The sequence below is a fragment of the Streptomyces sp. NPDC023573 genome (assembly GCF_055559735.1).
Genome location: NZ_JBVHKB010000021.1, coordinates 1 through 12038, shown reverse-complemented (window position 1 = coordinate 12038; position 12038 = coordinate 1). Strand labels below are relative to the sequence as shown.

The window sequence follows — 12038 nt, the reverse complement described above, 5'->3', positions numbered from 1 at the left end:
ATGCGAGCACCACAGAGGCAGGGCCAGAACGCCGGAACCCGGGACAGCCGGCCGTCAGATCGGCTACAGAGAGCTACTTGTCACTTCGCGGCAGCTTCGGGAGTACAGGGCCGCGTCGTACAGTCACGCCCAGGTCGAGCGTGGCGCGCTCGGCGGGCTCCAGGTCGGTGGCGCGGAGGAAGTCGGCCACCTTGCCCGGCATGTCGAGGACGACCGGCAGCTCCGGGGCCGGGGCGCCCGGGTCGACGGCCGTGTACTCGGGCAGGAGGTCGGCGACGGCGGTGCGAATGGGGGTGCCGGTAAGAATGCTGTCATCAGCCGCAAACGGCGGGGGTCACGTCCGGCGGCGTGCAGCGGGATCACGTTCGGCAACGTGTCGGGCGACCGAGTCGACGCCGGGGCGGGCGTACCGCTCCAGGGAGCGGACGGAGGCGTGGCGGGAGCGGGCCAGCAGCATCGGGGTAGAGGTGCCGTCCTCAGCGTCGTGTGTCAGAGCACTGTGACGTAGCCGGTGGAGCGTCCACCCGTCCAGGTCCTCGATGTCCTCGGGTGAGGCGAGCGGGTTGGCCAGCAGCCGGGTGTTCTCCTCGAAGATCTCCGCAGCCCGCCGATAGGAGAGCCGGGCACGGCCGGTCTCCGGGCACACGTCCAACGTCGGCGTCCCGGCCGGGGCCTTGCGGTCGGTGAGGAACAGCGGGCCGCGGGTACGGCGGGTGATCAGACGGGGCAGCAGTTGTGCGGTGCCGGACTGCCAGTGGATCCATTCCGTCGCCCCGCCCTTGGCGGTGATCTTGCCGCGTTTGTCCTGCGGGTACAAGTCTTCCACATTCAGGCACAACACCTCATCGGCCCGCGCGAACGTCTTCTCCCTGAGCCCGACGTCCAGGCGCCACAGGGTGGCGATCTGGTTCTCCGCGAGGGCCTTGGTGCGGTCCGGCGGTGCCGGCCGCCGCTCGATGCCGATCGTGGGGTCGCCTTCGATCCAGCCCTGGCGCTGCCACCAACCGATCGCCTTGCGGGCGATGGACAGCTCCCGGTTGACGGTGTCGGCGTCCATCTCGTCAGCCCGTGCTGCCGCCAGCTCGGCCAGCGCCTCCGGCAGTACCGGGTCGTCGATCGCGGCGACGGGGAAGACGGGCGGCTTCGCGCCACGGCGGGCGGGTCCGGTCGGCGCGGGTTCGCCGGTGAGCATCCATCCCCATGTCGTGAGGGAGATCCGGTAGATCCGCGCGGAGGCCATCGCGATGCCCGCGCCGGTGAGGTACCGCTCGACCGCCGCGGTGTACGACGTGGGCGGGGCGGACAGCGGTACGACCCGAGCGCGCGGCAACCGAAGTGCGCCCCCGCTCCCGAGTTCGGTCACCGGTTCGATCGTCACGCCGCCCCGCCCTTCCGGCACTGCCGCAGTAAATGCGTATACCTCGCCCCGGCGGCCGGAATGGCCCGCCGCAGGTCGCGGTGATCACGGTAGGGGCTCTGCCGCGGTAAATCCGGCATTTACTGCGGCATCTCTCAGCGCAGCCCTGAGCGTTACGCAGTGCTACACGCCACCTGGCCGTAGTGATACGAGAACAGGGCCAGAACGGAAGGTGCCTGCCGGTACTCGGCAACGGCGGGACGGGGGCCGCAACCTGCGCCCGTAGCCAGCGCTTTTGTCCCGGGCCTCGGACGAGCAGCACACGGCGTCTTACCGATCGGCACCGAGCTGCTGCCCAAAGCCATCGACATCCAGCACGGGCAGTGCCTCCCGAACTGCCCGAGAAACGCTGCTCCTCGTCATCGACAGAGCCACCGGCTCGCCGAATGGGGTCGCGGTTGACGACAACAGCCGCCACGGGACCGTGACCCAGGTGCCCTAGCGGTGGTCACGCAGCCAGACGAGCCGGATGGCGTAGGCGTTGACCGCCTGGATCGGATGCCACCTCCGCGCGGTAGATGGCATCCGACTGGCCGGGCGCCGGAACCAGCTACGCGCTCTGGGTCAGCAGACCGGCGTCGATGACCTCAGCGATAAGGGTGGCGCCGCGGCTGTTCTGGTGGATGTGGTCGGTCGTGAGCACGAGACCTCGCCGCCGCGAGATCGTGTCGAGGCTGCGGCGCAGCACTGCGTGCTCGACGAGGACGCCGACGACGGCTGCGGGCCTCACCTCCCGGTATGAAATCGGCGGCGGGTCCGCTTGGCGCAGTTCCTCGATCTGGCGTTCGTGGAGCGGAAGGTAGGCCACCTCGTTGGTGGCAGCGACCTCGGCGATCGCCCGGCTGTACGCCTGCGATGCCTGTGCCGCTGCTCCGTCGAGTTGTTGGCCGAGTACCGGTAGCGACAGCAGACCGATCGTCGCGTCGGTCTCCGCTCGCAGCCGTGCGACGACGGCTCCCAGGCACTGTTGGAACCAGCCTGCCGACGGGCGATCGGGGAGCTGTTTGCGCTTCATGGCCTGCTCGACGGGGTAGCCGGCAAGGCTCGCTCGGGCGTCGTTGGTCCCGATCAACACGGTGATCACATCGGGTGGGTTCGTGACGACAGCATCGAGGCGCTGCAAGAGGTTGTAGGCGAAGTCGCCGTTGGCGCCGAAACGGGCAAGCTGCACGTCACCGGGAGGGTGGCGTCGTCCGAGAAGATCCAGGTAGTCGACGCTGAACTGCGCGCGGGTGAGGCTGTCGCCGAGGCACGCGATGCGTGTCCTCACGGCGCTTCCTCCGGGCTGGGCGTGCCGACGCGTTCGGTCGGGCGGGTGTCGGTCCGAGGACGGTGGTCGGTGCCGAGGGTCGCGGTGATGGCCAGGAGGGACGTCGGCCCCTCCATGTCGACCACGTGCCATACCCCGGCCGGGTTGATGGTGGCCTCGCCCGGCCCGAGCAGAACGCGGTCGGGCACCCCGTCCACGTCGCGGGTGACCGTCACGGACCCGGTGAGGCAAACGACCAGTTCGTCGCCTGCAGGGTGGCTCTCCCAGTGGTCGCCGAGCCCGTCGCCGTCGAAGATCATCACCATCCGGCCCTCGGCGCCGTCTGCCGCGACCGCGGCGCTGTAGGCCTGGAGCACCTCCGGGTCCCAGGTGAAGCCCTCGACGGGTTCCGCTCTCGATCCCAGTCCGAGGTGCACGGGGGTGGTCCGCAGGTCCATGGCATTGCGTTCGTGGTTGACGAGTCTCATGCCGACGATCGTCCACGACAGCGATCGGGCAGTCTTGAAGAAAAGGGAAGAGAAGTCGACGCGACGGGCAGACGGTTGGCGGCTACCCGGCTCCGAGGAGGACTTCGCTGCGACGCCAGGCCGTCGGCGATCGGCCGGTGAACTCGCGCCAGTCCCGAACGAGATGGGCCTGGTCGGCGTAGCCAGAGACGGTTGCCACATCGCCCCACGGGAGCGGGTCCTGCGCCGCCGCCAGTTCGTGCGCGTGCTCGAAGCGCAAGACTCGGGCGAAGGTCTTCGGCGACAGGCCCACCTCACCGCGAAACCGCTCGGTGAGGTACCGACGGCTCCAGCCGAGTTCCGCGGCGACCGCACCAACCTGGACGCAACCCCGCGCGGCGACGAGGCGGCGCCACGCCTCGGCTACCTCGGGGCGCACCCAGCGCACATGGTCGCCGCAGGCGCCACGGCCGACAGCTCGGAGGAGCAATTCGTCCAGCGCGGTGAACCGCGCCGCCCATGTTGTCGCCGATCGGAGCCGGTCGACCAGCTCGACGGCAAGCGCTCCGAGAAGCTCGTCGAGTGGGACCAGTCGGTGGGCGAGCTCGGCGGCGGGCATGCCGTAGATGGCCCGGGCCCCGAGCGGTGTCAGCGATACCTGAACACCTTGCTGGCGTCCGTCGTGGTGAATCGCGACGGACCGGCACATCAGACCGCCGGCCACGCTGCCGAATCGGGTGACCGGTGATCCGTCGTCAACGCCCGCCGCCACCTCCAAAGGATCTGACAGGCTGATCACCGCAGTGAGCGCGCGGCTCGGCGGGCCGCAATGCACCCCCGTCGGGAGCCCGCGGAGGTCGAAGCCGACATACGAGTCGACGTACTCCCGCAAGACGGGCGCCGGACATGCACCGATCCCGGTGGCCGTGTGGTCCTCCATTTTCGTCAGTGTACGAGCCGCCCAGCCCAGGAAGATCACCATCCAAGGACTGATCACCGCCGTTTGCTGCTGGTGACGCGGTTCTTACCGGCACCCCGTCACGCAGCGCTACATGTCCGTGGGCCATGGCTATACGAGAACAGGGCCGAGGAGTGCGCCACCGCCGCGGCCAAGTCCCCGGGAGCCGCCGCGCTGATCGCGGACGGCAACGGCGGGTACCGCAGGACCTACCGGCGCATCCTCGACGCCGGCCACCCCGTCCTGACCGACCGACCCGGGCACCGTCGCCGAGCAGCTGCGCGCCAACCTGGACCAGGCCCACGAGCACCGCCAGCGCCAGGCCGGACAGACGCTCAGCCTGGCCGCCGGCGCCTGACCTCGCACAGCACCAACGAGAAGCGGCGCCCGAAGCCATAAGGGGTGGCTTCGGGCGCCGCTTCGACTGCAAGCCCCGTGCTCACACGAGGAGGCTCGCGGTCGTCATGCGGCCTGACCGAGTCCGGCGGCGGTCAGGTCCTGTTCGCGCAGCGGTGTGAAGTCGACGTCGAGTTTCGGGTCGTACGCGTCGGGCTGGATGCCGAGTTCGTGGGTGCTGTACTCGCCGAACCGGTTGATGTGCTCGGTCAGGTACGGCGAGATGTGCGCCAGGTCTTCCGGGTCGATCTCCCATCCCTCCTCCAGCAGCTGGCGGACGATCTCCGCGATGTCCAGGGCGTTGTGGAAGATCACCGCTTCTCTGCACTAACGCGGAAGGTGCTGAACGCTCGCGCGAGAGGTTAGTTCTGCGCAAGTCGGAGCCGTCCGAAGGAGCGCTCGTCTGCAAGCCACTCATCGGCTTCATGGTGGGCGATGAGTGCCGTCAGGTCGGCTCGGATCCCGGGCTGCAGCTGACCGAAGGCGGCACCGAATGCGTGAAGGTCGTCTTCGCTGGCCAGCAAGGTCAGGAGCTGCAGGACGTGGCCGCTGTTGTCTCGGGGGATCTCCAAGAGGTTGATAACTGCCATGGCGGCGCCTCTGACAAGGTCTCGACCGGGGAAGCGTTCCAGAGCGCCGTAGACAGCCCCGTGGCACCGTGATCGTCCTCGGCGTGGAGCGAGGTGATCAGGGCTTTAACCGCTGCGGGTCCTTCGGTGCCGTCGACCATGTCCGCCAGCTCGATGCAGCGGTCGAAACGGGCCTGGGCCTCCGGCCCGTACCCAGAGGCATCACCGTCCTGGACGAAGCCGCCAGTGAACAGCAGTTCTCGCTGCCATGCGTCGAAGTCACCGAACGGCATGAGTGCTCTCCTTTGTGGCTGACCGCTGGACTGACGGCAGCGGGTTTGACGAAGGACACTACCGAGCGCTCGCCTCACGGCCTTCTGGTGGGTGCCCGATGACGAGCATTGAGCAGGTCGCGACTGTGGCGACGTTCGGCGGGGTGTGGGCGGTTCTCTCCGTCAGCCACAACCTCGCGGATCACGTGATCGGGTCCCCGTCGGCGGACAGCTCGGTCCCTGGAAACCGACGCCGGATCTGCTCTCCCAGGTGTTCCAGCAGCTGCCCGACTTCCGGCCGTGACCCGCAAACGAGACAAGCCGTGCGAGCCGGGCTGCGTCCCGGCTCCCGGCGGCCTCCTCGACTGGCGCGACAGCCAGCACTACGACCACTGGCAGATGCGCCCCTGCGCCCTGCGCGAGCAGCCCACACCGATGCGCTCCCACTCCGGGGAGCCCGCTCACAAGGTGTGCGCTGAGTCCTGGATCTCCGAGCACCCCACCGAGGCCCGCCTCGGGAGGTTCGCCTCCGACGTCCAGCCCAAGCACCGGCGCGACGACAACCACACCTGAGCTCCTCCACCTGGAGGCCCCCGTGAACAGCACCTCGCAGCACGACGTCGATCCCACCCTCGCCTATCCCGAGCCGCCCCCTCCCCGCTCTGGCACCGCCAGGGCCCCAAGCCCCGCCCGCTCACCCCGGAGCAGCAGCGCCGCAACCGCGAACTCCTGCTCCGCGCGCAGCACACCCCCCGACCCCGAACCCCCCGCACCACCAACACCCTGGCGGAGGCCAGCCGATGAACCCCCAGACGCACCTCGCCATAGACGGCTACGTCGACCAGATCCCGGCCCCCGGCACCGGCTGGGGCACCGCCCGCTTCGACCTGGTCCACTCCCCCATCGACGCGGACCGGATCGCCCCCAACACCCCGGACACCGTGTACGCCTGCACCACCGAAGACCCGAAGCTCGCCGCGGCCCTCCTGAACGAGATACAGCCCGGCGACCTCCTGCGCGTCACCGGCACCCTCACCCAGCGCGACAACCCCGAGACCCCGGCCCGGCTCGCCGTCGACGGCCTAGAGGTCCTCGAGGCCGCACCGCTCCCCGTGCTCTACGACCTGGTCCTAGAGCGCTGGGGCGGCTACGCGGCCGTGTTCGACGCCGACCGCGACGCTGTGCCGGTGTTCACCGTGGACGGGCAGTGGGTCGGCGAGGCCGCCAGCCCCGACGCGATCCTCGACCTGATCAACGCCTTCGAGAACGGGGACGACCCGCGATGACGACCGCACTCCCCGCACAGCGCACCGTCCTGGAGCGATTCCCTGCCGGCCACCCCCGCGGCTCCTGGCCCGCCGACGAATACGCCGCCGCCCAGCGCGCCCAGGGCACGACCGATGCCCGGGTCGTCATGGACCTCGGCACCGACCAGTTCCTCGCACATGCAGGAGGCCGGCGCCCACGTCCAGGTCACCCACCACCACATCAACCGGTCGCCAGTCCCCCGCAAGCACCCGCGCCCCGACTGCCCGTTCTGCCGGTGGGAAGAACAAGGCCCCCCTCTCGAGGTCACGGCCGAGGCCAGCACTCCAGGATCCGGCCGTCGACGGTCCCAATGAGCAAGTGTCCTTGGGGTGCCACAGCCAGGGACAGTGCGGTGGTCGGTGCTCCGTCAACCTCAAGCTCGGTGTGCCACCGTACCGAGCCGTCGGCAGCATCCAGTGCTGTCAGGGCGCCGGAGTTGTAGGCCACGTAGACGGTGTCCCCGTCTGAGTCGAGGGCAGTGGCAGGATGATCGGTGCGATGCTGCCACTGCACTGAGCCGCTTAGGGATCGCCGCACGACGTAAGCGCCACCGGGTTGAAGTCCGTGACCATTGTGGACGGTGCCGGCATAGACCAGGGACTGCCCGATTTCGACCGCGGGCCCCCCGAAATGATGCTCCTCCGGTACCCAGGAGTGTGCAAAGAGCCGCCGCAATGTCCCATCGGCTCCCAGGGCGGTGACCCACTTGTCCCTGTGCGGCTCGTCCGAGTCAGTACCTATAAGGACGTACGGGCGGCTCGCGCGACGGACGACGAACGGGTGATTGAACAGGTCGAAGGAACCGACCTCCGGACCGTTCACCGGACCATCGAGGTCGAACATCATCAGCCGTTCGGGACGCTTGCGGCGGCCGCCCAACGGCCTCAGGATCGTCCTCTGGCCACCTGCGACGAGAACCGTGAACACCCCCGGACTCAGGGTCTCCAGCTCCTGCCCCGTCGCGACGGCGATCCGGGCGACCCGGGGTGCGGACGTCTCCCAGCGCCTTCCCTTGCGGCGACTGCGACGTTCGGCGTTAGTCCAGACCGATGTGCCGTCGGAGGCCGGAAGCAGCTGCCGGCCGCCTTCCTCGTCCTCGACCGCCCATTGCAGGTCTCCTGATGGCAGCCACGACTCCGCCAGGACCCCGTCCAGAGCCGCCAGCACGCGGCCGTCCTCCATACCTTCGACAGCCCACACCCGCCGGCGTACGGACCACTGCCGACCGGCCGAGGCCGCCAGATCTGCGAGGATTCGGCGGGCCTCCGCGCTGTGATCCGGATGGACGACCGGTTCCGCGGGGGCGGTCAGCTCCTCGGCACCGATCGCCCCCGGCCCAACAGCACCCCAGTCCGAGCGAGCCACAACAACCGCATGCCCCTGCTCGTGTGCGTGTGGGTTCTTCCAGTCGTCACACGGCGCCAAGACCAGACGGAGTGCCGCCTCGCTGAGCCATTCCACGGCGAGCGCCTCCCGCGGGTACTGCAGGGCAGACACCACGTCGCCGGAACCCAGGTGGATCAGCAGCAGCTCGCCTTCGAACGAGTAGCCGCCGTCGTAGCGCCCCGTGCCAACGGCCAGCAGAGGAAGAACGGGGTGGAAGGCGAGAGTCCGAACCGGATACCTCGACCGCACCAGGTGCCGACACCGCAGCCCGTTCTGCTCATAGACACCGATCCGGTACCCCGTCCATCGGGAGTCCGCGGTCCCACTGCCACTCCACTGGACGTGTCCGAGGTTCCCGCCCACAGCGATCGTCCGCAAGCGTTCGTCAACGACGGCCAGAGACGGTTCTCCGATCTCGGCGAATGGTCCGCCGCCGAGCACGCGTCGGACTATCGGCACGAGGGTCATACAGGGGTCCTCCCAGGTCTGTACATGAGCTGCCGCCGTCCCCGGCGGGGCACGGCGGCAGCTCATGATCCCGTCGGGCGGCAGGGTGCGCCAATGGATTTCATCCGGGCACGGCGCTGACCGTACAGCCCGTGCCCATCTGGGTGACCGTGACGAGGTGACGGCATTGCGATCCCCCTGTCTCGCGGACACCCGAATCGCGAAGAACACGCCCACGGCCACCTCGTGCCCCGCACACCCGGCGACGGCCTCGCCCTCCCCTGGAGCCGCCCCACCCGCGAACAGGAGCCCATCCGATGAAGCACCCCTTCCGCCGCTGCGGCCACACCCCCGGCACCGTCTCCCCCGAGGACCAGGCCGTCATCGACCAGTTCCGCGCCATGCTCACCGCCGTACGCAACCCCGAGCCTTGGACGCCCGGCTGCTCCCAAGACATCGCCGTGCGCATCGGACCGTTCATCGAACGGGCCCACACCCGGCCCGGCGATGACCACGGCCCCGACATGATCGCCGTCGCCCTGGTCCACCCCGGCACCCCGCACGCCAGCGCCTACCTCCACGGCCGCCACCTCGGCTAAACCGAACGCGGCTGGCTGCGCCGCGAGACCACCGCGATCCTCGGCTTCTGGCAGCCCGGCTACGCGATGCTCACCCACGCCGCCGCGCACCTGCCCCTGCCCCTGCCCGACGATGTCGGCATGGCCCCCGCGCACTACGCCCTCTACATCGAGGTTCGCCGGCGCGACGACAGGCTCGACGGCTAGGCCGTGTTTTAGAACTGGGGTCCGTGTCTCGCCTCGTGCCCTGATGATCTCGGTGTGGGGCGAGGGGATCTTTCAGATGACCAGTGGGCGGTGCTGGGGCCGTTGTTGCCGGTCGCGGTGTTGGGCAGGCCGTCGCTCGGCCGGCGGCGGTTGATCGACGGGATCCGTTGGCGGGTGCGGACTGGTGCTCCAACGCGGGGGCCTCATCGAAGCCGTGCAATGTGGTCAGGTTCTGCGGCGGCGTACGCCGGTTGCATCGACGGGGCGGGCCGGGCGCGGGAGTGGCTCCCGAACTGGCATCCGGCTGTAGTGATTGCGTCGCTGTGTGTTCGCGGACTGAGCTAGGGTCCTTGGCGGTGACGGTAACGCCGCCTGCCGTGGCCGAGGCGGTCGCCGGCCCGAACGTCGTCGGCGACGGCATGGCCCGCATCGGCATCCCGACGACGTACGTCCCGGCCGCGCGGGGGGTGGCTATCTTCGGGCCCTCCAGGCGCATCGAGGCCACCGCGCGACGAGCTCCGGGTCGATCGTCAGCGCCGCCGGGCCGTCCTGACCCTTCGGGACGAAGACCACGCGACCCCGTCCGCTGTCGCACTAAACCTTGTAGACCCTGCCGTTCCTTCGAATCGTGCCCTTCCACGCCAGATGCCCCAGGGGGGCGGGTCGGCCATCCGGTAGGAGCACTTGTCCGACGGCTTCGACGTCCCGCCGCCCGAGGATCCGGCAAGCTTCGCCGTGCTGCCCGTGGCCGCCGATCCGCCACCAGCGGTCCCGTCCTGGGCGCAGACCTTGACGAAGCTCGTGGCGCCCTTGCAGATGCCCGGCGAGGGCGATGGCGTCCAGGAGGTCGCAGGGTTCGGCGTGGTTACACGGGCCTGGGTGGTCGGGCATGGCTCTCCCGTCGTGGGTCAGGTCTGGCCCATGTCGATGAACCGGCTGTAGTGGCCCTGGAAGGCGACCGTCACTCTGTCCGTTTTGCACCACAACGCCCATCTCCGCCCCACCCGCACCAGGTGACGGCGCATTCCGGTCAAACGGGTGGGACTCGGTGCCGGATGGCGGTCCTGACCTGCGAGAACAGCGAGGATGGGCCCTTCCCGTGTTTTCGGCGCTCAGAAAGCCCCAGAGGGGGCAACGGCCGTGGACACCCCGTCAGGAGCCCACCGGACCTCCATCCGCGTGTGTACGAGCACCCGTGCACACCGAACGCACGCACCCCTGTCGGATCACCCGTCCGGCATCTGTCCAGGGGTCCGCCAGGGGCCTCACAGAGGTCTGTCCGGGGTCTGTCCACCAGACAGGCCCCGGACAGGCCCCCGGCAGATGGCTGGACAGACCCCCGCCCGCCGCTCCGACGACTGCCTGCCCGGCCGTGTACGGCGATCTCCGGGACGAACACAGCCGCCCCCGCACGGCCCCGCCCCCTGCGTGCACAACCCACCTCAGGTCGCTCACCTCACACCCGCCGGAGGCATGGGCAGAGCCGTCGGTGCGCGTCGGCCAGCGTGAAGCTGTCCTCGTTCCGGGAGCAGACCTCAAGCCATGCCAGATATCCGTCTTTGGTGAACACCTGCACCTGGCCGATCGTCTCCTGGCGCGCGCCAAGCACTTCCATGTCGCCGACCACCTGCGTGCCCGTGAGGGTGGGGGCCGGGGCGACGGCGTCCACATCGAGGCTGAAGTACGTAGACCCGCAGCCGCACGCACAGCGCTTCTGTACTCGGAGATGCCGGATCTGTATGCCGAGCTGGATACCCGACGGAGCCCCCGCGAAGGACAACGCGAAGTCCAGCACATGGGAGACGTCATCGGGCAAGGCTTCGATCATGGCCGCAACTTATCCGACTTGCACACTTCCCGGAAGGTCAACATCGAGGTGGTCAGCCGTCGCACCCATGCCGGAACAGGCTGAGGAGTTACGGGGAACCTGGTTCGTCGGCAGCCAAGAAGGGCGGCGTGAGGGCTCACTGTAGCGTGACCGCGTGGATGAACCCAGGATCAAGGTGTACGGCTCAGCGACCGAGATCACCGTTGCGGCGAACGCCGCAGGGTGGCGCGACCTGGCTGAGCGACTCATCGGGCTCGCAGATCCCGAACTCAGGGACGGGTACCACGAGCATCTCGAGAGCGGCATCAATCTCGAAGAGGGATCGGTCAGCCTGATCCTGGCCCGGGACGAAGCGCTGTAGAGCCACGCCGGCCCAGCACCGGTACCGCTTGGCACGCGCCGGTTACGGCGGGAAGGCAGAACCCGCCGGTTTCGAGCCGGCGTCCTCACGATTTTAGAGACCGCGAGCGACAACCTCTGCGCTACAGCTTCGCCCCGTCCGCCATCCTGAAAGTGGTCACTTATAAGCCATCTCATTTGGGCGAACTCGGTATTCTGTGAGTCATGGTGGGGATCGTTGAGCGGCTGGTGCCGGACGAGTTGTGGGAGTTGTTCCAGAGGGTGGTGCCGGAGGCGCCGTCGCGGCCGCAGGGCGGTGGTCGGCGTCGGCACGGCGACCGGGAAGTGCTGGCGGCGATCGTCTTCGTGGCGACGTCGGGTTGTACCTGGCAGCAGCTGCCTTCGGGGTCGTTCGGTCCGTCCGGAGCGACCGCCCACCGGCGGTTCTCGGAGTGGTCGAAGGCCAGGGTGTGGGCCAAGCTCCACCGCCTGGTCCTCGACGAACTCGGTGCCCGCGGCGAACTGGACTGGTCGCGGTGCGCGATCGACTCGGTGAACATGCGGGCCCTGAAAAGGGGGACCTGACAGGTCCGAATCCTGTCGACCGGGGCAAGTAC

Annotated in this window: 14 protein-coding genes and 2 pseudogenes; 7 read left to right on the top strand and 9 right to left on the bottom strand. The window is 69.0% G+C overall.

Annotation, left to right across the window (positions count from 1 at the left end; genetic code table 11):
- Window positions 1–73: 73 nt before the first annotated feature.
- The 7 genes from ACZ32T_RS35925 to ACZ32T_RS35895 form a co-directional block, all read right to left on the bottom strand.
- Window positions 74–202: a hypothetical protein gene (locus ACZ32T_RS35925; protein ID WP_467274434.1), complete on the bottom strand. Its 129-nt coding sequence runs from the start codon at window positions 200–202 to the stop codon at window positions 74–76.
- Window positions 203–334: 132 nt separating this feature from the next.
- Window positions 335–1378, bottom strand: coding sequence for a tyrosine-type recombinase/integrase (locus ACZ32T_RS35920; RefSeq protein ID WP_467371657.1), 1044 nt, complete (start codon window positions 1376–1378; stop codon window positions 335–337).
- Between the two features lie 589 nt (window positions 1379–1967).
- A complete protein-coding gene (locus tag ACZ32T_RS35915) occupies window positions 1968–2687 on the bottom strand; it encodes an SGNH/GDSL hydrolase family protein (RefSeq protein WP_467371655.1) in 720 nt (239 codons plus the stop codon).
- The gene (locus tag ACZ32T_RS35910; protein ID WP_467274428.1) at window positions 2684–3154 is read right to left on the bottom strand and encodes a cupin domain-containing protein; all 471 of its coding nucleotides are present in this window, start codon (window positions 3152–3154) and stop codon (window positions 2684–2686) included. The genes ACZ32T_RS35915 and ACZ32T_RS35910 overlap by 4 nt, the downstream gene beginning before the upstream one ends.
- Window positions 3155–3236: 82 nt before the next feature.
- Window positions 3237–4073 carry a helix-turn-helix domain-containing protein gene (locus ACZ32T_RS35905; protein WP_467274427.1) on the bottom strand — a complete coding sequence of 279 codons (837 nt, stop codon included), beginning with the start codon at window positions 4071–4073 and terminating at the stop codon, window positions 3237–3239.
- A 480-nt stretch (window positions 4074–4553) separates the two neighbouring features.
- On the bottom strand, window positions 4554–4802 hold the full coding sequence (locus ACZ32T_RS35900; protein WP_382908118.1) for a Tn3 family transposase: 249 nt from the start codon (window positions 4800–4802) through the stop codon (window positions 4554–4556).
- Between the two features lie 211 nt (window positions 4803–5013).
- Window positions 5014–5349 carry a hypothetical protein gene (locus tag ACZ32T_RS35895; protein WP_467271859.1) on the bottom strand — a complete coding sequence of 112 codons (336 nt, stop codon included), beginning with the start codon at window positions 5347–5349 and terminating at the stop codon, window positions 5014–5016.
- A gap of 279 nt (window positions 5350–5628) precedes the next feature.
- Here ACZ32T_RS35895 and ACZ32T_RS35890 point away from each other — a divergent pair, with 279 nt between their 5' ends.
- Window positions 5629–5901: a hypothetical protein gene (locus ACZ32T_RS35890; RefSeq protein ID WP_467371653.1), complete on the top strand. Its 273-nt coding sequence runs from the start codon at window positions 5629–5631 to the stop codon at window positions 5899–5901.
- A 227-nt stretch (window positions 5902–6128) separates the two neighbouring features.
- The gene (locus ACZ32T_RS35885; protein ID WP_467371651.1) at window positions 6129–6614 is read left to right on the top strand and encodes a hypothetical protein; all 486 of its coding nucleotides are present in this window, start codon (window positions 6129–6131) and stop codon (window positions 6612–6614) included.
- A gap of 286 nt (window positions 6615–6900) precedes the next feature.
- On the opposite strand, the gene ACZ32T_RS35880 is transcribed toward ACZ32T_RS35885, so the two are convergent.
- Window positions 6901–8490 carry an outer membrane protein assembly factor BamB family protein gene (locus ACZ32T_RS35880; RefSeq protein ID WP_467371649.1) on the bottom strand — a complete coding sequence of 530 codons (1590 nt, stop codon included), beginning with the start codon at window positions 8488–8490 and terminating at the stop codon, window positions 6901–6903.
- A 296-nt stretch (window positions 8491–8786) separates the two neighbouring features.
- Here ACZ32T_RS35880 and ACZ32T_RS35875 point away from each other — a divergent pair, with 296 nt between their 5' ends.
- The 3 genes and pseudogenes from ACZ32T_RS35875 (at window position 8787) to ACZ32T_RS35865 (ending at window position 10196) form a co-directional block, all read left to right on the top strand.
- Complete coding sequence (locus ACZ32T_RS35875; RefSeq protein ID WP_467371647.1) at window positions 8787–9068, top strand: hypothetical protein; 282 nt, start codon at window positions 8787–8789, stop codon at window positions 9066–9068.
- A gap of 240 nt (window positions 9069–9308) precedes the next feature.
- Window positions 9309–9452, top strand: a pseudogene (locus ACZ32T_RS35870) (transposase); the annotation flags it as partial.
- Between the two features lie 486 nt (window positions 9453–9938).
- A complete protein-coding gene (locus ACZ32T_RS35865) occupies window positions 9939–10196 on the top strand; it encodes a hypothetical protein (protein ID WP_467271868.1) in 258 nt (85 codons plus the stop codon).
- Window positions 10197–10710: 514 nt separating this feature from the next.
- Here ACZ32T_RS35865 and ACZ32T_RS35860 read toward each other — a convergent pair.
- Window positions 10711–11082, bottom strand: a complete 372-nt coding sequence (locus tag ACZ32T_RS35860) for a hypothetical protein (RefSeq protein ID WP_467271870.1) — start codon at window positions 11080–11082, stop codon at window positions 10711–10713.
- A gap of 154 nt (window positions 11083–11236) precedes the next feature.
- Between ACZ32T_RS35860 and ACZ32T_RS35855 the strand changes: the two genes are divergently transcribed.
- Together ACZ32T_RS35855 and ACZ32T_RS35850 are read left to right on the top strand one after the other, a co-directional pair.
- Window positions 11237–11443, top strand: a complete 207-nt coding sequence (locus tag ACZ32T_RS35855) for an Imm32 family immunity protein (protein WP_467271872.1) — start codon at window positions 11237–11239, stop codon at window positions 11441–11443.
- 203 nt (window positions 11444–11646) lie between these two features.
- A pseudogene (locus tag ACZ32T_RS35850) lies at window positions 11647–12038 on the top strand (transposase); the annotation flags it as partial.

What these genes read in the sequence shown, in the direction of transcription:
- ACZ32T_RS35925 (WP_467274434.1), bottom strand. Translation starts at nt 202, where the DNA reads ATGCCGGGCAAGGTGGCCGACTTCCTCCGCGCCACCGACCTGGAGCCC.
- ACZ32T_RS35910 (WP_467274428.1), bottom strand. Translation starts at nt 3,154, where the DNA reads ATGAGACTCGTCAACCACGAACGCAATGCCATGGACCTGCGGACCACC.
- ACZ32T_RS35905 (WP_467274427.1), bottom strand. Translation starts at nt 4,073, where the DNA reads ATGGAGGACCACACGGCCACCGGGATCGGTGCATGTCCGGCGCCCGTC.
- ACZ32T_RS35895 (WP_467271859.1), bottom strand. Translation starts at nt 5,349, where the DNA reads ATGCCGTTCGGTGACTTCGACGCATGGCAGCGAGAACTGCTGTTCACT.
- ACZ32T_RS35885 (WP_467371651.1), top strand. Translation starts at nt 6,129, where the DNA reads ATGAACCCCCAGACGCACCTCGCCATAGACGGCTACGTCGACCAGATC.
- ACZ32T_RS35880 (WP_467371649.1), bottom strand. Translation starts at nt 8,490, where the DNA reads ATGACCCTCGTGCCGATAGTCCGACGCGTGCTCGGCGGCGGACCATTC.
- ACZ32T_RS35875 (WP_467371647.1), top strand. Translation starts at nt 8,787, where the DNA reads ATGAAGCACCCCTTCCGCCGCTGCGGCCACACCCCCGGCACCGTCTCC.
- ACZ32T_RS35860 (WP_467271870.1), bottom strand. Translation starts at nt 11,082, where the DNA reads ATGATCGAAGCCTTGCCCGATGACGTCTCCCATGTGCTGGACTTCGCG.